Source organism: Planosporangium thailandense, from assembly GCF_011947195.1.
Classification (GTDB): Bacteria; Actinomycetota; Actinomycetes; order Mycobacteriales; family Micromonosporaceae; genus Planosporangium; species Planosporangium thailandense.
In genome coordinates this window covers 1-20,290 of sequence record NZ_JAATVY010000050.1, presented here as the reverse complement: position 1 = coordinate 20,290, position 20,290 = coordinate 1, and the positions used below count along the sequence as shown (strand labels likewise).

The 20,290-nt window shown below is 67.9% G+C and carries 14 protein-coding genes and 2 pseudogenes; 12 read left to right on the top strand and 4 right to left on the bottom strand.

Annotated elements, in window-relative coordinates; translation table 11 throughout:
* The 6 genes from HC031_RS31580 to HC031_RS31555 form a co-directional block, all read left to right on the top strand.
* Nucleotides 1-1,501: sensor histidine kinase (locus HC031_RS31580; RefSeq protein ID WP_167929125.1), on the top strand; the 1,501-nt coding region annotated here is incomplete at its 5' end.
* Nucleotides 1,502-1,582: 81 nt separating this feature from the next.
* Nucleotides 1,583-2,719, top strand: coding sequence for a response regulator (locus tag HC031_RS31575; protein WP_167929124.1), 1,137 nt, complete (start codon nucleotides 1,583-1,585; stop codon nucleotides 2,717-2,719).
* Nucleotides 2,720-2,860: 141 nt separating this feature from the next.
* Nucleotides 2,861-4,909 carry a PAS domain-containing sensor histidine kinase gene (locus HC031_RS31570; protein WP_167929123.1) on the top strand — a complete coding sequence of 683 codons (2,049 nt, stop codon included), beginning with the start codon at nucleotides 2,861-2,863 and terminating at the stop codon, nucleotides 4,907-4,909.
* Nucleotides 4,910-5,100: 191 nt separating this feature from the next.
* On the top strand, nucleotides 5,101-6,246 hold the full coding sequence (locus tag HC031_RS31565) for a response regulator (RefSeq protein ID WP_167929122.1): 1,146 nt from the start codon (nucleotides 5,101-5,103) through the stop codon (nucleotides 6,244-6,246).
* A gap of 102 nt (nucleotides 6,247-6,348) precedes the next feature.
* Nucleotides 6,349-7,605: a response regulator gene (locus tag HC031_RS31560; protein ID WP_338090932.1), complete on the top strand. Its 1,257-nt coding sequence runs from the start codon at nucleotides 6,349-6,351 to the stop codon at nucleotides 7,603-7,605.
* A gap of 618 nt (nucleotides 7,606-8,223) precedes the next feature.
* Entirely contained in the window at nucleotides 8,224-8,943 is a 720-nt protein-coding gene (locus tag HC031_RS31555) for a BON domain-containing protein (RefSeq protein WP_167929120.1), read from the top strand.
* 541 nt (nucleotides 8,944-9,484) lie between these two features.
* Here the strand turns inward: HC031_RS31555 and HC031_RS34995 are convergent.
* The 4 genes and pseudogenes from HC031_RS34995 to HC031_RS31535 all read right to left on the bottom strand — a co-directional run.
* Nucleotides 9,485-9,772 (bottom strand): annotated as a pseudogene (locus tag HC031_RS34995) (Hsp70 family protein); the annotation flags it as partial.
* Between the two features lie 110 nt (nucleotides 9,773-9,882).
* Nucleotides 9,883-10,464, bottom strand: coding sequence for an Hsp20/alpha crystallin family protein (locus tag HC031_RS31545; protein ID WP_167929119.1), 582 nt, complete (start codon nucleotides 10,462-10,464; stop codon nucleotides 9,883-9,885).
* Between the two features lie 366 nt (nucleotides 10,465-10,830).
* Nucleotides 10,831-12,837 (bottom strand): erythromycin esterase family protein, encoded by a 2,007-nt coding sequence (locus HC031_RS31540; RefSeq protein WP_167929118.1) that lies wholly within the window; start codon nucleotides 12,835-12,837, stop codon nucleotides 10,831-10,833.
* Between the two features lie 97 nt (nucleotides 12,838-12,934).
* Complete coding sequence (locus HC031_RS31535; RefSeq protein ID WP_167929117.1) at nucleotides 12,935-13,300, bottom strand: hypothetical protein; 366 nt, start codon at nucleotides 13,298-13,300, stop codon at nucleotides 12,935-12,937.
* Between the two features lie 238 nt (nucleotides 13,301-13,538).
* On the opposite strand from HC031_RS31535, the gene HC031_RS31530 reads away from it, so the two are divergent.
* The 6 genes and pseudogenes from HC031_RS31530 to HC031_RS31505 all read left to right on the top strand — a co-directional run.
* Nucleotides 13,539-13,838 (top strand): hypothetical protein, encoded by a 300-nt coding sequence (locus HC031_RS31530; protein ID WP_167929116.1) that lies wholly within the window; start codon nucleotides 13,539-13,541, stop codon nucleotides 13,836-13,838.
* A 232-nt stretch (nucleotides 13,839-14,070) separates the two neighbouring features.
* Nucleotides 14,071-15,192, top strand: coding sequence for a hypothetical protein (locus HC031_RS31525; RefSeq protein WP_338090931.1), 1,122 nt, complete (start codon nucleotides 14,071-14,073; stop codon nucleotides 15,190-15,192).
* 175 nt (nucleotides 15,193-15,367) lie between these two features.
* Complete coding sequence (locus HC031_RS31520) at nucleotides 15,368-17,017, top strand: SulP family inorganic anion transporter (RefSeq protein WP_167929114.1); 1,650 nt, start codon at nucleotides 15,368-15,370, stop codon at nucleotides 17,015-17,017.
* A gap of 88 nt (nucleotides 17,018-17,105) precedes the next feature.
* Nucleotides 17,106-17,791, top strand: a pseudogene (locus HC031_RS31515) (IS6 family transposase); the annotation flags it as partial.
* Nucleotides 17,792-18,629: 838 nt separating this feature from the next.
* On the top strand, nucleotides 18,630-19,586 hold the full coding sequence (locus HC031_RS31510) for a GlxA family transcriptional regulator (protein ID WP_167929113.1): 957 nt from the start codon (nucleotides 18,630-18,632) through the stop codon (nucleotides 19,584-19,586).
* A gap of 291 nt (nucleotides 19,587-19,877) precedes the next feature.
* Nucleotides 19,878-20,290 (top strand): DUF6010 family protein (locus tag HC031_RS31505; RefSeq protein WP_167929112.1); only part of this gene is annotated, 413 nt, incomplete at its 3' end.

Sequence of the window (20,290 nt, the reverse complement as noted above, 5' to 3'; positions counted from 1 at the left end):
TGCCCTCGCCGAGCGCAACGACGTGGAACGGCGGTTCCTCCTGCTCGTCCGGGAGGCCTTCGATGTCGACCTCGCAACTATGGTTCTGGACAGTGCACAGATCACGTTGACCGTGGACGCCGATGCCCCGGCCGAGCTGACCATGGGGCCGGTCCCGGAGCACCTGGTTGCAGTGCTTGGCGCCGACGCGCCTACCTTCGTTACACAGGATCTCCCGTCCGACATCCGCCAGTTGCTGGTCGTCCCGTTGGAGGCAGGTGATCGCCGCTTCGGTGTCGCCGCGCTGGCGGTCCGGGGGCGGCGCGCCAAGCTGTCCACCCGCGACGTCACGTTGCTGGCGCCGCTCGCCAACGCGCTCGCCGCGGCCCTGCGCGGCGGCGAGTACCTGGACCGGCTGGTCGAGGAGACCAGCAAGCTCCACGCGGTCGTCGAGCAGTCCACCGAGGGCATCCTCATGCTTGACGGTGACGGCCTGGTGCAGATGTGGAGCCGCGCGATCGCCGAACTCACCGAGGTCAGCAGCACCGAGGCGGCCGGCCGTCGGCTCGTTGATCTGCTCGACGTGCCCGATTCCGCCGAGCGCAGCCTGCTGCTGCCCGTCATGGCGGACCATCCGCGGGCGACGGTCGAGTTGACCATCCGTCGGCCCGACCGAGAGCTACGCCGGCTGCGGCTGGCCCACTCCGCGGTGTTCGCCGACGATGCCCTCGTCCGTGACGTGGTGGTCGTGCGCGACCTGACCCGCGAGCACCGCACCGAACGCCTCAAGTCCGATTTCATCGCGACCGTCTCTCACGAGCTACGCACCCCGCTGACTCCGATCCTCGGCTACCTTGACCTGCTGCGCACTCACGGCGACCGGCTCCCCGCGCAGAAACGTCAGAACGCCCTTGACCTCATCGCTGACCGGGCCGCGCACATGTCCCGACTCGTCGAGGACCTGCTGCTCGCCTCACGCATTGGCGACACCGACGACGACCTGGCACTGCACGTGTCGGTGGGAACCCATGACCTGACCGGCATCGTGCGTCAGGTCGTAAACGACCTTGACACAACGCGGATCAAGGTCGATCTGCCCGACGAGCCTGTGCCGGTGGTCTGTGACTCCGGTCGGGCACTACAGGTGGCATCCAACCTCATCGGCAACGCCCTCAAGTACTCCCCGCCGACCGAGGACGTCCGAGTCAGCATGCGCCTTGACGACGATGTGCACATCGACGTCTCCGACCACGGGCGCGGTATCCCCGCAGACCAGCTGGAGAAGATCTTCGAGAAGTTCCACCGCGTCGAGGACCCCATGACCATGAGCACCAGCGGTACCGGGCTGGGGCTGTTCATCGCACGTCGCCTGGCGCAGGCCATGGGCGGCAACGTCACGGTCACCTCGACGTTGAACGTGGGCTCCGTCTTCACGCTCACCCTGCAACACGCCGACCTCCGTTTGACCGATATTGCCCGGTCGGAGGACGGGATCGCGGGGCAGTCCGTTCTGACCCACTAAAGATTGCTATGTGCCAGCCGATGGAGAGGGCAGTTCCGCGTGTATGAGATGCGCGCAGCTCAGCGAGAACAGGAAGCACCGATGGCGGGCAGGACCCGAATTCTCTGTCTGGACGATGAACCCTATGTCCTCGACGGGCTGCGGCGGTACCTGCGGGCCAGCTACCAGGTCCTGACGACGACCCAGCCGCAGGAGGCGCTCGACCTGCTCGGCGCCGCCGCAGACGAGCCGGTGGCGGTGGTCGTCTCTGACATGCGGATGCCGCAGATGACAGGCGTGGACGTCCTGGAGCGTGCCCGCCAGATCTCACCCGACACCACCCGAGTGCTGTTGACCGGAGACGCCGACCTGCACAGCGCTGTTGCCGCGATCAACCAGGGGCACGTGTTCCGGTTCATGCTCAAGCCGTGCCCCTCTGATGACCTCAAGGCGACGGTCGCTGCCGCTGTGGAACAGAACCGGCTGGTGCGGGCTGAGCGAGAACTACTCGAGGCCACCCTGAAGGGCTGCGTCGACGCGCTCATGGACACCTTGGGGATGGCGCAGCCGGCACTGTTCAGTCGGGCCGGCCGGCTGCAACGCCTCACGCAGCGGTTGTGCCAGGAACTCGGCGTCTCGGACGCGTGGCAGATCGAGATGGCCGCCCAGATGGGCGAGATCGGAGCCATCACCCTGCCGCCCGAGGCCATCGCCGGCCTGGAAGGTGGTACGCCCAAGAGCGCCGCCGAAGCGGAAATGCTGGCGAGGCTCCCCAATATCGCCGACAACGTGCTCGCGCGGATCCCGCGCCTTGAGGCGGTACGCGAGATCGTCCGTCACCAACTGCCTACCGACCGTCACCCGATGTCGCCGTTGCGCCCGGATGCCCCCGATGGGGCCTGGGTTCTGCAGGCGGTACGCGAATACGACGCGCTCGTCTGGCGGGGAATGCCCCCGGATCTCGCGGTGGCCACCTTGTCCGCCCGGAAAATCCACGCACCGGAACTACTACGCGTGCTCGCTGGGATCGGCGGCATGCGGGTGCCGCACGAGGCAGTACGGGAGATCAAGATCGGCGACCTCGCCATCGGCCACGAACTCGCCGACGACGTGTACAGCGCCAAGGGAATGTTGCTCGTGGCGCGGGGCCAGGTCATCACCGAGCGGCTGCTGATCAGGCTGCGCAACTACGAGATGACCACTGGTCTGAAGGGCACCATCCTCATTGTCGATCTATAGGGCGTCGATGAGAACGACGACGGACAGCACCGTGTGTTGTGGGCCCGGTAGCCGCCCAACCGGCCCAGGCCTTGGGACGCCCGGTGACTCTCGCCCGCTCTGTACCTCCGCTGCTTCCGCTCTCCAAAGATGAGATCCACTATGTCTGGAAAACACGAAATACAGAATGGTCGAGCCCAGGATCGTTGGTCCACTTCCGACCCGAACCTTCAGCTGGCCACTAGCGATCTGCATTTCTTCGCTGACGCGATCCCGCACATCATGTGGGCGGCGACGCCCGACGGGTCGACGACGTACATCAACCGCTGGGGACTCGAGTACACCGACCTACCCCCCGAGGTGGACATCGACAAGTACTGGGATTCAGTGCTTTCACCGGGCGACGCCGATCGCATCCGCGCAGCGTGGGCAGAAGCGAATCGAACCGGGCACTCGTACGAGCTCGACTGCCGGATCCGTCGCGCCGATGGCCAGTTCCGCTGGCACTGCTTCCGAGGCCAGCCGGTGCGCAGGCCTGACGGTCGGATCATCCGGTGGGTCGGCACCGCCACCGACATCGACGACCAGAAGACGTTGGAGGAGAGCCTGCGTCTGTCGGAGCACAAGACCGCCGAGACGCTGACGCTGTTGGAGACGCTCCAGGCGGCCGCGCCGATCGGCCTCGGTTTCGTCGATCACGAGTTCCGGATTGTGCGAGTCAACGACTCGCTGGCCACGACGCTCGGCCTTCCGGTGGAGCAGCTGATTGGGCAGCCGGTGGCCGAGGTCATTCCGAACGCGTGGCCACTGCTCGGGCCGATCTACCATCGGGTGCTGGATACTGGAGAGGCTGTCCGCGACGTGGAAGTGACCGGGGTGACGGCCAGCGAGCCCGACCGTGTCCGCTCCTGGCTTGGCAGCTACTTCCCGGTCCGGGTCGACGCCGAGATCGCCGGCGTCGGCGTCATCGTGGTTGACATCACCGAACGCGTTGCGGCCGAGGCGTTCCGGTCGGTGGTCATGGAGAAGATGGCCGAGGGGCTCTACACCTTGGATGACCAAGGCCACGTGACCTCCGTGAACCGGGCGGCCTGCGAAATGCTTGGCTGGACGGTGGAGGAACTGCTTGGGAGGCGTACGCACGATGTCGTGCACTTCCAGCAGGCCGACGGCACGCCGATCCCGGCGGATGAGTGTCCCATGGTCAGGGCGCGGACCGAAGGACGGTCGATCCGTATCGAGGATGATGTCTTCACTCGCAAGGATGGGTCGACGTTCCCGGTGTCGTACTCGTCGGCACCGCTGCACGTGGGGTTGGGGGTCGCTGGGACAGTCGTAGTCTTCCGCGACATCACCGACCTGCGGGAGCGGCAGCGGCGAGAGGTCGAGGACCGACATGAGCAGAAGTTGGAGTCGTTGGGGCGGTTGTCGGCCGGGATCGCGCATGAGATCAACACACCGATTCAGTTCGTCGGGGACAACACCCGGTTTCTGGCCGACGCCTACCAGGAGATGCTGGATCTGCTTGCGGTCTACCGCGGCTGCATGGACGCGGCGGGCGGTGAGGTCGATTGGGACGAGCGCATCAGGCGCGCCGCGCAGGCCGAGCGTGCGGCCGACATCGACTATCTGACTGCAGAGGTGCCGATCGCGGTCAACCAGAGCTTGGAGGGCGTCGAGCGGGTGGCGTCGCTGGTGCGGGCGATGAAGTCGTTCAGCTACAAGGACTCCACCGATCGCTCGTACGCGGATTTGAACGAGGCGCTGACCACCACGCTGACGGTGGCCCGCAATGAGATCAAGTACGTCGCGGACGTGGTGTTGGATCTGGGTGAGCTGCCGGAGGTGCTGTGCCGGATCGGTGACCTCAACCAGGTGTTTTTGAACCTGGTGGTCAATGCCGCGGACGCGATGGAGGGCAAGGGCGCGCGCGGCGAGATCCGTATCAGGACGCGGGCCGAGGGGGAGATGGCGGTGATCCGGATCGCGGACAACGGCTGCGGTATCCCCGAACACCTACAAAAGATGATCTTCGAGCCGTTCTTCACCACGAAGGAGGTCGGCAGGGGCACCGGGCAGGGACTGGCGCTGGCGCGGGCGGTGGTCGTCGACGGGCACGCCGGCGCCATCGAGGTGCACTCCACGCCTGGCGAGGGCACCGAGTTCGTCCTCCGGCTACCGGTTCATGGCAAGGCGCCGGAGCAGCCGTGACCATGGCACATGCATTTTTCGTCGACGAACCGCGCAACCTCGACGGGGTGGGTCTCATCTCTTCACGGCAAGCGCGAATGGGCATGACGCACGCGGCGCGAAGACGCTAACGATGGGCATGTGCTGGCCGATGGAGAGCGTGAACCGGCGGCCGTTGGGCGAATATGGCACAGCGTGAACGGGAAGGATCGATGACGGCCAAACTCCAAGTTTTGTGTCTAGACGATGAGCCACACGTTCTGGACGCACTCCGCAGACACCTACGCCGGGAGTACGACGTCGTCACGACGACGCAACCGCAGGAGGCTGTCGACCTGCTCGCCGCCGGCCACGACGGCTCGGTAGCAGTGATTCTTTCGGACATGTGGATGCCGGGAATGACGGGCGTGGACGTCTTGGAACGGGCCCGGAGTATCTCGCCCGACACTACCCGAGTGCTGCTGACCGGTGACGCGGACGTGCACAGCGCCATCGCGGCGATCAACCAGGGCAAGGTCTTCGGGTTCATGCTCAAGCCCTGTCCTCCCCGAGACGTCAGAGCAACGATCGCGGCGGCCGCAGAGCAGCATCGACGCGTGCGGGCCGAGCGAGAACTGCTCGAGGCCACCCGCAAGGGCTCCATCGACGCGCTCACAGACGCGCTGGCAATCATGCGGCCAGGCCTCGCCGGCCGCGCTGGCCGACGTCAGCGCCTCGTGGAACGCCTCTGTCAGAGGCTCGGCGTCGCAGACGCGTGGCAGATCGTGATGGCGGCCCGGCTCGACGAGATCGGGGCTATCACGCTGCCGCCCTCGGCGACCAGCGCCATCGAAACCGGCACGTCCGCCAGCGCTACTGAGGTCGAAATGCTGGCGAACCTTCCCCACCTCACCGACAGCGTGCTTGCACGGATCCCACGGCTCGAGGCGGTACGTGAGATCATTCGCCACCAACTGCCCACCGACCGCGACCCGATGTCGCCCCTGCGCCCGGACGCTCCGGACGGTGCCCGGCTACTGCAGGTGGTGCGGGAGTATGACGCCCTCATCTGGCGAGACACGTCCCCGGACCTGGCGATCGCCACCTTGTCGTCCCGGAAAATCCACGACCCCGAGATACTGGGCGCGCTCGCCGAGATCGTCGGGATGCGCCTGCCGAACGAGGCGGTCCGCGGAGTCGAGGTCGATGACCTAGCCACCGGCGACGAACTGGCCAGCGACGTGCACACCGTTGACGGGACTCGGCTTGCGGCACGGGGCCAGGTCGTCACCGAACGGCTGCTCGTCCGGCTGCGCGACCAGACGTTGACTCCTGGTCTTCAGAACCCCATTCTCGTCATTCACGTCATTGACCTGTGAGACCGAACATGTCTTGGCGTGTTGCCTCCGTTTCGCGCGAGCGAACGTCTGTCACAGTGCGCACCGCTGCGGCGGTTCCGGGCTCCACCGTATGTGCGTGGAATGGCGGCGGCTACTTCAACGCCGGTTCCTCCAACGCCGATCACCACTCTGCCATCATCGACCTCCCGTCCGGAAACGGCCGATGAGGCGCGTGCAACCCCACAACGACGGGAAGCACTTATGAGTGCCCGGCAGCGCATTCTGTGTTTAGACGATGCGCCGTACGTCCTTGACGGACTACGGCGACACCTGCATGTGGATTACAACGTCGTGACGACAACGCAGCCGCACGAGGCGCTCGACTTGCTGGCCGCCGACAAAGGTGATCCGATCGCCGTCATCATCACGGATATCCGCATGCCTCAGATGACAGGCGTGGACGTGCTGAAACGAGCCCGCCGAATTTCGCCCGACACCACCCGGGTACTGCTGACCGGCGTCGCGGACATGCGCAGCGCCATCGCGGCGATCAATCAGGGCCACGTGTTCCGGTTCATGCTTAAGCCGTGCCCGCCGGAGGACCTCAAAGCCACAATTGCTGCGGCCGCAACACAGAGTCGGCTCGTGCGGGCCGAGCGGGAGTTGCTCGAAGCCACACTCAAGGGCTGTGTCGACGCGCTCGTGGAAACGCTGGCGATGGCCCAACCGGCACTGTTCAGTCGAGCGAGCCGGTTGCGACGGTTGGTACAGCGGGTGTGCCAGCAGCTCGGCGTCGTGGACTCATGGCAGATCGAGATGGCCGCCCAGATGGGTGAGATCGGTGCCATTACGCTCCCGCCTTCCGCGATTGCCGTCCTGGAAGGCGGAACGCCCAACAGTCCCGCGGAGGCCGACATGTTGGCGAGTCTGCCCAAACTCGCCGATGACGTACTCGCGCGGATCCCATGTCTGGACGCGGTACGCGAGATCGTCCGTCACCAACTGCCCACCGACCGGAACCCAATGGTGCCGTTGCGGCCGCATGCCCCCAGTGGCGCGTGGCTGCTGCAGGCGGTCAGGGAATACGACGCATTGGTGTGGCGTGGCATGCCGCGGGACGTGGCGATAGCCGCGCTGTCGTCGCGGAAAATCCACAGCCGAGACTTGCTGATCGCGCTCGCGGTGGTTGGCTGGCCACGCCTTTCGAATGACACCGTACGCGAAGTCGACCTCGATGAGCTCGCCCTCGGCGACGAACTGGCCGGCGATGTATACAGCGCCAAGGGGATGTTGCTCGTGACGCGGGGCCAGGTGATCACGGATCGGCTGCTCATCAGGTTGCGCAACTATGAGGTGACCGGTGACCGCGAGGGCCCTGTATTCGTCGTCGACGCGTAGCGCGACCGAAGCCCTGGTCGGGTGGTCGCGCTGCTGGCTGGTGCCTAACCGGCAGACTCCTGGCGCGCGGTCGTCGGCCTGCCGACAATGAGCGTGGTCACCGCCGAGCTCGGTTGCGACCTGGATCGCAAAGCCGTCGTGTCCGGGCCGGGCCGGATTTGCCTATCACGTGGCTGTCCGCAGGGATGAGCGGTTTTCCTCCGCGCAGGTGGTCACGGTCCATGTGAACAGGCGGAAGCCGAGGGCCGAGTCCTACATTGTGGCAGCGTAGGGCGAGGTTCTCCGCGTCCTTGGCCTGGTCGCTCATGGGGAGCAGCCGCAGCATCGCGAGCGCGTTGGTCACGCCGCGGTACGCCAGTCGAAGCAGCACGGCGAGGCGTCATCACGTAGTGAGCGGCGGCGATCAGATGCGGCCCGGAACGTCGACAGGGGCAAGATTCCGTCGCGACGCTCAAACCGGCCACGACCAGGGCGGACGACATTTTCGGCACCCTCAACCCTGTCCGCCTGGCGACCGGTTCACCTGCTCTGGGTGGGGTCGCCTCACCCGACCCTCCGTCAATAATTAACTTTTACCCTCATTGACGATCAGCGGTTGCCAACATGCCGGGAGGGACCGTGACCATCCCGCAGGTACGGACCGACGAAGAGATTCGGCGGGATGTGCTGGACGAGCTGAAGTGGGATCGCCGATTTCGGGTGCACGATGTCGACGTGGCCGTCGAGAACGGTGTGGTGACCCTGACCGGCTGGGTGCGCTACTGCAGTGAGGCCTCGCTGGCTGAGCTGGCCGCACGGCGGGTGCTCGGCGTCAGGGATGTCGTCAACAACATCGAGACCCGAGTGGCTGGCTGCGACGCACGCGGCGACGCCGATCTGGTCGTCGACGTGACGCGGGCGGTCCGTGACAATGTGGAGATCCGCGACAGGCCGCCAGAGGTGACCATCGAGGATGGGTGGGTCACGCTGCGCGGCGAGGTCGATTGGAACCACATACGGCAGGCTGTCGAAAACGCCGTGAAACGGGTGCCCGGTGTCCGGGGGATAACCAGCCTCATGTCGGTCCGCCCCTGGAAAAAGCCGTCAGCCGAGGAGCTCAAGAACAAGGTCGAAGAGGCCATGCGCCGCAACTGCGGAACGGGTTCCCGCCCCATCACCGTCGAGGTCGAGGGCGATACGGTCACCCTGACCGGGACCGTGCGTACCTGGTGCGAGAAGGACGCCGCCGACAAGATCGCCTGGTTCGCGCCGGGAATCACCTCGGTCAACAACCGTATCCGCGTGGACCCCGAACACCGTCCGAGCTATGTCGGCACAGGGGCTTCCGGCACCCCTTGACCGTAGAGCACGTCCGGCGAACCGGGGATCGGGAAGAAGTGGCTCCGGATAAGAACCGTGACACCAGCCGCAACGCGGTTGACTTAAAGAGCGTTCACCGCCTGGTTGATGCCCCCAGGTCTGGTTGACATCGGACCAGGCAGACCGTGGGAGTATGGCCAACGGATGGTCGAGGGCCGCGCGTGAGGAGGCCGAGCAGCGGCGGTTGGCCGCTGCGGAGTTGTTCGCCCAACGGGTGCCGCAGGCCGAGGTCGCGCGCGGTTGGGGGCGTCGGCGCGGGCGGTGTGCGTGTGGCATCGCCGCTGGAACGCCGACGGCGTCGACGGCTGCGCCGCAAACGGGCGCCGGGGTTTCAGTCGTGGCTGACCGACGACCAGCTCGCCGAGCTGACTCGGGTACTGATGGCCGGGGCTCCGGCGCCAGGGTTCGACGGCGGCTGGACCTTGGCGACGGTCGCCACGGTGATCCTGTACGGTGCCAATACTCGTCGTATGGCCTCTGACCTGTGGCTCGAGTGATCGGTCAAGCGGCTCGTGAGTACGTCCGGACCCCGTACGACGTCGAACGAGACGATCTTTGCCTCTTCGTTGACCTCGTGGTACTTGCGGCCGATGAACCGTTTCGCGGAGTAGATGGTGCCCTTCGGGTTCAGTACCGCCCGGCGCCGGGCCATCTGCCCGACGAGGCGCTCACCGGTCTCGGTGAACGCGACGACCGACGGCGTGGTCCGGCTTCCTTCGGCGTTCGGGATCACCTGCGGCTGGCCGTCGATGTGGGCGGCGATGACCGAGTTGGTCGTACCGAGGTCGATGCCGACGGCTTTGGCCATGGGTTCGTCTTCCTTTCACAGGGCCCGCCCGCAGCCGGTCCGGCCGCGGACGGGAGGAATGCAGGCGGCGCTGCTGAGGGAAGTGCTCTGCGGCGTAGCCCCGGTGGGTGCTACTTCTTCGCTTGCGGTTCGGTCCCCGGCGTGACCCGGGTCTGGCTGCCCGCGGTCCCGCCGCCACCGCCGGCTTCGGCGCCGGCCTTGACCTCGATGCGGCGCGCCTGCGGCTGGGCCTTGCCCGCGTGTACGGTCAGCACGCCGTGCTCCAGCGTGGCGTCGATCCGGTCGGGATTGATGTCACCGGGCAGCATCACCTCGTACTCGAACTCACCGCCGCCACCACCGCCGCGGCGCTCTTCGCGTCGCATCGTCCCGGTGCGCTCACGCGCGGTGTACTTGCCGCTGATGCGCAGGGTGTTGCTGTCGCGCAGTTCGATGTTGACGTCCTCCGGGCGTACCCCCGGAAGCTCCATGTCCAGGACGTAGGAGTCCTGGGTCTCCTCGATGTCGAACGCCGGTACCCACATTGGCGCGACCACGGGCGCGAGCGGGGCGGCGAGGAAGGGGTCGGTGAAGAAGCTCTGGATCAGTTCGCCCATCCGGTTCTGGAGGTCGGTGAGCGGGTCGGCTATGCCTCGCCCGCCGCGTCGTTGCTCCGTGAGCTGTCGGCCGCGTCGTGGGACGAGAGAGGTCATGACGCAGCACATCCTTTCGTGGGCCACGATCATGGTTTGCGCGTGCGATCTTGCTTTCGCGCACTGAACCACCGGCGCGGCCGGATCGGCCGGCCGGCGCAACTGTCACTCGCACTGGGCGAGCCCCCCACATCACGACCATGCTTAGAGCGCGACGGGTGAGCATGCCTCACCCCGGTCGGACGAATCCGTAAGATGGAAGTGGCCCGTGGCGCAACGTTCCGGGCGCCGCGAGGTTGCAGGGTGGGCGTCGGGTGTGCCCCCGTTGCGTGCCCGTTGTGGCGGCCAACGGCGGGCAACCGGGTGTTGCTACCAGGCCAAACTATCAGCCGGTAGGCCAGGGACGGCGGACACCCCGTTGGGGCCTCACACGGTGAACGGGTAGGTCTCGGGCACCTCGCCGCGCTCCCATGGAGCCGTGCGCTCCAGCGGCTCGACCGCCCGGGTCTCGTCGATGTGGATCAGCGCGTCGAACTGGGCGGCCGCCCGTACCCGGAAGTAGTGGCTCTGCCGCTCGGTGTCCGGCCGGTAGATGACCCCGATCGCCCGCTCCAGCCGGGTCGAGCGCAGCGTCTCGGCGGCCCGGGCCGCGAGGCCGAACGACAGGAGGAACTCCTTCTCGCCCGTCTCGTGGAGCAGTTCCTCGACGCTGCCGGCGAGCCCGGGCCGGACCCATTTGCGCTGAGCGGGGCCGCCCCAGTCGTCGGCCGCCGTCACCGTGCCCGTGTACGTGCTGAAACCGATCAGCCGGCAGTCGCCGGGGTGGCGCTCCCGTACCAGTTGGCCGACGTTGAGCTCGCCCTGGCTGCCCAGCTCCGTGGCCCGCGCGTCGCCGATATGCGAGTTGTGGGCCCACACCACGACCTTCGCCGGCCGGCCCTGGCTGCGGCCGAGGTGGTCGACCAGCGCGTCGAGGGTGTCGACCATGTGGCAGTCGCGCAGGTTCCACGACGAGATCCGGCCGCCGAACATGGTGCGGTAGTACTCCGCCGCCGCTTTGACGACGCGGGCGTTCTGCTGTGCGTAGAACAGTGCCTCGTCGGCGACGAACTCGTCGCGCCGGGCGTAGTCCGGTGCGTGCCGTTGCAGGTCGACGAGCTGCTCGACCACCTCCTGTTCGCATGTCTCACCGGCGCCGAAGGCGGCCGCGAAGCCGTACGCCTGGCCGTCGTCGCCGCTGGCGTGGTCGAAGCAGGAGTAGCGCTCACGCGCGCGGGCGGCGGCCGTCGGGTCGACCCGTTCGAGGTAGGCGATCACCTCCTGCGCCGACCGGTGCAGGCTGTACAGGTCCAGGCCGTAGAAGCCGGCCTTGGCCCGCTCGTCGGCGGTGCGGTCGTTGTGCGCGCGCAGCCAGCCGACGAAGTCGAGCACCGCGGTGTTGCGCCACATCCAGGTGGGGAACCGCTCGAAGCCGCGCAGCGCCTCCTCGGCGGTGGTGTCCCGGCCACGACCGTGCACGTACCGGTTGACCCGGTACGCATCGGGCCAGTCCGCCTCGACCGCGACCGCCTGGAAACCCATCCGCTCGATGAGCCACCGGGTCATGGCGGCACGGGCTGCGTAGAACTCGTGGGTGCCGTGGGAGGCCTCGCCGATCAACACGAGGTGCGCGTCGCCGACCAGGTCCGACAGCGCATCGTCGGTCGGCACGCCGTCGGTGACCGGCAGCGCGTCGGCGCATACGGTCGCCGCCTCCGTCGGCCCCCGCGTGCCGGCGGGCGTGTGGGTGGTTGCTGTGGCGCGCAGGAGGTTACGCACCTCCTCGTCGCTGATCTGGGAAAAGTCCCAGTACGAGGTGCCGACGGCGAAGAACGGCGACGGCGTCGTGGCGCATACGGCCTCGTCGGCCAGGCCGGCCAGCTCCTGGCAGCTGGACGTCGGCGCGGCCGACACCGCGACCACGATTCTGGCCGGCTCGTGCTCCCGAAGGGCGTGGATGGCAGCGCGCATGGTCGCGCCGGTGGCGAGGCCGTCGTCGACGAGGATGACGGTCTTTCCCGTGACATCCATCGGGGGGCGGCCCTCCCGGTAGGCCTGCTCGCGGCGCACCAGTTCGCGGCCCTCCCGCTCGGCGACCTGCCGGATGGTCTCCGGCGTGATGCTGAAGGCCCGGACCACGTCGTCGTTGAGCACGATCACACCGCCGCTGGCGATCGCGCCCATCGCGAGCTCCTCGTGGCCGGGAACGCCCAGCTTGCGGACCACGAAGACGTCGAGCGGGGCGCCGAGGGCCATCGCGATCTCGTACCCCACCGGTACGCCGCCCCGCGGCAGCGCCAGCACCAGCACGTCGGGGTTGTCGCGGTAGTGATCGAGGAGATCGGCCAGGACCCGGCCGGCGTCCCTGCGGTCACGGAACACAGGGCCCGACATGTCCGTCCTCCCGCTCGGTGTGAATCCGACTACGCAGTGTCGTTACCCGGGCCCAGGGGGACAAACCGCCCGGGCCACACTCCACCGGACCCGCGGGTCAGGCGCTCTGCACCTGCCGCAGCGCCTCGAGCATCCCGTGCAGGTGGGCCGCGGCCTGCTCGATGTCGGTGTACTTGTACTGGCCCGCGCGCACCTCCGCGGACAGCACGCCGCACCGGTGGACCTTGTCGAAGTCGCCGTATGGGAACTTGTAGTGCCCCTTGCGCTCCGGCGGCTCCTCGTCGTCCACGCCCAGGTGCCACTTCGCGTACTCGCCGATCCCGTGCGCGGCGATGAACTCGTTCTCCTCCCCGGTGGAGGGCTGGTGCTCGCTCCAGGCATCCCGGCCATCGAGCACGTACCGCCCCTGCTCGATCAACTCCCGGGCCCGCGCGTACCCGCGCTCGTTCAGCGTGACCGCCATGTCTCGTCACCGTCCCGACCCCGTAGACCACCGTCAAGCAAGCACATGCCGGCGGCCGGGCGGCGGGCAAGGCCGAAAGCCCTGTCCTGGTCGGGCCGACCGGACCGCCCACGTCCCCGGACCCGCGGTCGTGAACCCGGCTCCCGGATCGGTCGTGAGCCGGGGGTTCCCGCGCCGAAGGAATAACGGCCGCGGGCCGGGGCAGCAGCACAGGGAAATCGGCGGAAGGAAGGGCGCCGTGAAAAGGATCATCGAGTTCGACTCGGCCCCACCGCGCTGGTACGCGCGCTGGCGGATGAGCCCTGAGGTCACTCGGTCGTCTCCGCTGACCGTCTGGGCGTTGGTGGAGGACTCCGACTCCGGCGCCAGACAGGTCGTCGGCGTCGACGCCCTCGGCCAGTGGCAGGGCAGCCTGGAGAACGAGCCCGGCTGGGACTTCGTGCGTTACTTCTACCTGCCCGTCGACGCCGGGCAGCCGGACGACCTGTTCAATCCGGTGCAGAGCCCGATGGAGCGGGTGCCGCACCCCCAACGGTGACCAGTGGCAGGTCGCCCGCTCGCCGGATGACGACTCCCGCGTCCGGTTCACGGGGAGGACGGAAGGTCGCCCGGCTTGGGTGCATCGCTCACATGGCGCCGCTCATCGCGCCGGGAAGTACACCGCCGCACGGACGGCCTTCGCACCGCAGCGATCACGGGGGAGTCCCGGCGCTAGCCCACCGATCCGCCGCTCCACCTGCCATCAGGCACCGGTCTGGGAGACTATGGAAGTGGGGCGATCCCTCGGGCGGGACCGGCTCCCCGCCGATGGGCCGGTGGAGCCCAACGTCGTCATCGGCGTGATCGCATCGCCGGGGATCTGCGCCGAACTGGCCGAAAGCGTGCTATCCGATCTTGCCGGGCGCCTCGCGGACCGGATCCCGGGCGTGCGGTGGGAGGTGCGGTACGTCTGCGACCGGCTCGTCGAACGACCGGCGGACCTGAGCCGCCTCGTGTCGGCAGCCCGCAGCCGGGCCCTGGCCGAAGGCTGGCAGCTCGCGGTGTGCATCACGGACCTGCCGTTGCAGACGGCCCGGCGCCCGGTCGTCGCACACGCCAGCATGACGCACGGGGTCGCGGTGCTGTCGCTGCCTGCCCTGGGGCCCGTCGCGGTCGCCAGTCGCGCGTCGGAGGCCATCGTCCGCCTCGTCGCCGCGCTGCTCGGCGACGGCGAGGCGCCTCGTGCCGACTCCGACCGAAACGCCCGGCGGCTGTCGCTGCTCACCCGGCGGGCGAATGAGATCGGGGGTCGGGTCGAGCTGGACGGGCACGGATTCGGCCTGGTCGCAGGCGTGATCACCGGCAATCTCCGGCTGTTGCTGGGCATGCTGCGCGCCAACCGGCCGTGGCGGCTGGCGCTGCGGCTGTCGGACGCTCTCATCGCCGCGCTCGCGACCGGGGTGCTCGCGATCGTCCTGAGCGACATTTGGCGGATCGCCGACGGGGTCGGACCGGTGCGGCTGGGCCTGCTGGGGCTGGCCTCCGTCGTCGCGGTGGTGCTGGCCATCATCGTCGGCGCCGGCCTGTGGGAGCGCGTGCCGCCTCGGACCTCCGCGCGTGAGCAGGTCATCCTGTTCAACATCGTCACCGTGGCCACCGTCGTCATCGGGGTAGTGGCGCTCTATTTCGCGCTGTTCGTGCTGATGCTGGTCGGTACCCTGCTGCTCGTGCCGGAGCGCACCCTCGCCGGGATCGTCGACCATCCGATCGGGATCGGCGACCAGGCCAAGCTGGTGTGGCTGGCCTGCTCGCTCGCCACCCTCGGCGGGGCGCTCGGCGCTGCGGCGGAAAGCGACGAGGACGTACGGGAGGCCGCGTACGGCTACCAGCCCGACCGGCAACTGACCCGGTAACGGTCAGGCAGCGTACGCGGGTTGTCGGCCGCTGTTCGGGTAGGTGGCGGGTACCAGGAGCGGCTGAAGGGAACCCGACCCGCGAAGGCGAAGTGTCATGGCGACCTCCGGCGGGGCGCGAACCTCGCGACCTGACAGGGACGTGGTGCGGCCGAGTGTCACACCGCTACACCTGATGCGGGGCCTGCTGTCGGCAGACAGATCGCGCATCGTCGGTGACATCGTCGCTGGCGTCACACTGGCCGCGCTCGGCATCCCGCAGAGCCTCGGCTACGCCAGGATCGCCGGCATGCCGGTCATCACCGGCCTGTACGCGATGGTCGCTCCGATGGCGGTGTTCGCCCTGCTCGCATCCTCCCGCCATCTCGTCGTGGGTGCCGATTCCGCGGTCGCCGCGATGCTGGCGGCCGGGCTGGCTGGTTCCGCCGTTGCGGGCTCGCCGCGGTACGTCGCGCTCGCCGGGCTGGTCGCGCTGCTCGCCGGGGTGCTGCTACTCCTCGCCCGCCTGATCCGACTGGGGTTCCTGGCCGACTTCCTGTCCCGCAGCGTGCTGATCGGGTTTCTCACCGGCGTCGGCGTCCAGATCGCCGCCGCGCAGCTTGCCGACATGCTCGGCGTGCATCCCGGCGGAAACAGTGTGATCGGCAGGCTCGTCGCAGCCGTCCGGGGGCTGGGCCACCCGAACCTGCCCACCCTCGCCGTCTCGGTTGGTGTCATCGCGGTGGTCGTCGGGTTTCGCCTGTTGACCCGCCGGATCCCCGGCGCCCTGATCGCCATCGTCGGTGCCATCATCGCCAGCCGGCTGCTACGCCTGCCGGCCCGCGGCGTCACCGTCGTCGGCCCGGTTGCACGGGGCCTGCCGCGGCCGCACCCGCCGGCGCTGTCGCTGCACGACGCGGCGGCGCTGCTCCCTCTCGCCGGCGCGTGCTTCGTGGTGATCGTCGCGCAGAGCTTCGCGACGTCCCGCGCGTACGCCGCCAAGTACGACGAGACCGTCGACGAGAACGCCGACCTGGTGGGATTGGGCGCGGCCAACATCGCGGCCGCCTTCACCGGCACGTTCGTGGTCAACGGCAGCCCGACCCAGACCCAGATGGTCGACAGTGCGGGCGGTCGCAGCCAGGTGGCCCCGCTGACCACCAGCGTCGTCGTGGTGTTCGTGCTGCTGTTCCTGACCGGTCCGTTGACGTTCCTGCCCCTGGCGGTTCTCGCCACCATCGTGTTCCTCATCGGGTTGCAGCTGATCAACGTCTCGGGGATGCGCCAACTCCTCGCCGTACGCCGCGACGAGTTCCTGATCGCGCTGCTGACCGCCGTCACCGTCGTATTCGTCGGCGTCGAGCAGGGCATCGTGCTCGCCGTCGTCGCGTCCGTCATCGACCACGTGCGCCACACCTACGCGCCGTACACCGCCGTGCTCGTCACCGAAGATGGCCACTTCATCGACGTGCCTCCGACCCCGCAGGCCCGGACCGTCGACGGACTGGTGATCTACCGGTTCGGCGCCACCCTGTACTACGCGAACGTCCGCCGGCTCGTCGACCACGTCGACGCGTTCCTGGCCGCGGCCAACCCGTCGCGCTGGTTCTGCCTGGACTGCGTCGCGATCGGCGACGTCGACTTCACCGCGGCGGCGGCTCTGCGCCAGGTCCACAACGAGCTTGCCGCCGCCGGCGCGCGACTGGTCCTCACCGAGGTCCTCGACCCCGTCCGCGCCGAGCTCGACCGGTACGGCATCACGCAGCTGATCGGCAGCGACGCTTACTTCGCGACACCCCAAGATGTCGTGCACGCCTTCCGAGCGGAGGCGCCGTCGAGCGGCTGATCCAACTCGACCGGGTCCGTTGCGTTGAACGTTGGCAAGATCGAGACAGACTTGGGCTGTGAAGTCGTCGAGCCGTCGTCGCCCATGGGTGCCTCCGAAATCCGCGTTCGCCGGGTTCCGATTCCCACCAGAAGTGATCATCGTCGCGGTCCGCTGGTACATACGGTTCAACCTGTCCTACCGCGACGTTGAAGAACTGCTGGTCGAGCGCGGCGTCGAGGTCGACCACGTCACCGTCTACCGCTGGGTGCAACGATTCCCCCCGCTGTTGGCCGACGCCGCCCGGTTTGCCCGCCACTCGCCCGGGACCGGTGGCACGTCGACGAAACATACGTCAAAGTCAACGGAGTTTGGCGCTACGTCTACCGGGCGACCGACCAGTACGGGCAGGTCATCGACGTGCTCGTCTCGACCCGCCGCGACGCCGACGCGGCCCGGCGGTCCTTCTCCCGGGCGCTTTCGGCGTTGAAGGTGACACCCAGCGAGGTCGTTACGGACGCCGCCGCGGTCTACCCCGCCGTGCTTGACGAGCTGGTACCGCAGGCGTGGCACCACGTCGAGCAGTACGCCAATAATCCGATCGAGGCCGATCACAGCCAGCTCAAACACAGGTTGAGACCGATGCGTGGGCTGCGAACGGACAACACGGCACAAGTGATCATCGCCGGGCACGCCTTCATGCAGAATCTTCGCCGTGGCCATTACGAACTCGCCGTCGATGCTCCGCGGGCTACGCAGGTGGCTGCGGCATTCGCGGAGCTCGCTCAGGCGATCTGGCCTTGCACCTGGCAAAGGTTCAACACGTCCGTCGATCCGGCAACGCAACAGCACCGCGGAGGCGCTTGGTCACCCTACGATCGGTCTTGTCTCGGTGACATTTCGCGTGCTGGCTGGCTATTCCCACTGGACCACCGCATTGATAATCTTCGCGCGTGCGAGCGATGTGTCAGCAATAGTCGGTGAGCGCCTGTGCGCGCCCGTGAGCGACGATGTGTGTCCGTGATCGCCGAACAAGATCACCGCAGCCCGTGTGATCGGTGTGCGATCGCCGGTCGGCGCTGTCGCTGCTGATCGGCGGTGAGCGTCCCTGACGGACGCTGATAGCCGCTGGCAGGTACCCTAGTGCCCGTCGCCCTCGTAGCTCAGGGGATAGAGCAACGGTTTCCTAATGAGCAGCGTCAATCCCGACCGCAGGCCCGTGGCCTGCGGTTTCTCGTCTGTCTGCCTCTATTCGCGGGTCGCAACCGGCTGCCCGTGTGCTCCCTAGTTGAAGATCAGTCAGACGCCGTTCCGGCGGCTGGAATCACACGATGCCTTGATCGCGGGCGCTACGAAGGCCGTCGTCCCGTCGCTGCACCGAGTGGCGCGTAAACGATCAACCTCCTGGTGCATGGGTCGATCCCGCTGCCCGCCCGGCGTCGCGTCCGTCAGCCAGGCGCTACGTCTGCGAGGTCGTCGACCTGCGCGATGCCAGCTGCGGTTCCCGGACACCGGAGCAGGATTGATTGCCAACGCCCAACGCACTCTCGCCCACCATGCATGAGCTGTGTGAACGAGCGCCGTTCCTAGTCGGCCGTTTGGCCGGCAACGGTCGCATGCCTACGGTATTGCCATGCACACGGTGGCTGTCCTGGCCCTGGACAAGGTCATCCCGTTCGATCTGTCCACGCCGATCGAGGTGTTCACTCGCACCCGACTGCCCGATGGTCGCGCGGCGTACCGGGTGCGGATCTGCGCCGCGACCCCGACCGTCGACGCGGGCGCGTTCATCCTGCAGGCACCGTGGGGCCTGGACGCCCTGGCCGAGGCGGACACCGTCATCCTGCCCGGCTGCGCCGACCCCACCGCGCCCATCCCGGATGAGGTGCTCGACGCCCTGCGACAGGCGGGAGCGGGCGGTACCCGCATCGCCTCGATCTGTACCGGTGCGTTCATCCTCGCCGCCACCGGGCTACTCGACGGGCACGGCGCCACCACCCACTGGCTGGCCGCGGACACGCTGGCCAGACTCCACCCGACCATCGAGGTGGACCCGGGCGTGCTTTACGTGGACAACGGCCAGTTCCTCACCTCGGCAGGTGCCGCGGCGGGGCTGGACCTGTGCCTGCATCTGATCCGTCGCGACCACGGCTCGGCGGTCGCCGCCGACGCCGCCCGTCTGTCGGTGATGCCCCTGGAACGCGAGGGTGGGCAAGCTCAGTTCATCACCCACGACTTCCCACCCACGCCGCGCGGCTCCGTCCTGGAACCGGTGCTGCGCTGGATGCAGGACAACGCCGACATCGACCTCACCCTGGCCGACATTGCCGACCACGCGGCCATGAGCACCCGAACCCTCAACCGGCGCTTCCGGGAACAGACCGGCACCACGCCCCTGGAATGGCTGCACCGCACCCGCATCCGCCAGGCGCAGCACCTTCTGGAGGCCACCGACCATCCGGTCGACAGGATCGCCCGGCAGGTCGGCTTCGGCTCGCCGACCGCCTTCCGGGACCGCTTCAAACGCGTCGTCGGAACCAGCCCCCACGCCTACCGCGCCGCCTTCCGCGCACCCGCCACCAAGACCTGATCGGCAGCATGCCCAATCTCGAGCAGTCGGCCCACGACCGGCATGCTCATCGCCGATCCGAGACGGCAACGCACGAGCCGCCTCGCCTCCCGACACGTTCGGCTGCCACGTGCGCGACGTTCCTGGCTCCGGCGCGCTGCCGTTGCGGGCGGTGGTCACCACGCCCACAACGCATCAGCTCACTGTTCCGGAAGGCCCGGATCACTTGTCCACGGCGGTTGGCGAGATCCCGTTGGTACCTGGCACGTCGGCCAGTGGTACGGCCGCTACCGGACAAATAGCGTCCCGGTCATGATTGTTGTCGCGCCACTACTGATCGGTGTCCTGTACGCGTTCCTCATGTCCCTGCTCCGGGAACCCGCCAGGCGGCGGTTCAACGCCATCATGGTCGCCGGGGCCGGCGCCGCCTATCTCAGCAGCGGCAGCTTCGGGCCCTGGGAGTTCGTCTTCACCGCCGCGGTCACCTACTGCGCCTACCGCGGCCTGGACTCCTACGTCTGGATTGGTGTCGCCTGGCTGCTCCACGCAGCCTGGGACACCCTGCACTACCTACGAGGCGCTCCGATCATCCCGTTCGCGTCACACTCGTCACTCGGCTGCGCGATCTGCGACCCGCTGATCGCCCTGTGGTGCCTGCGAGGCGGTCCGTCGCTGCCCACCCTAATCAGCGCCTGGTTCTCGCGGCGGCCCACAGCCACGTCGGA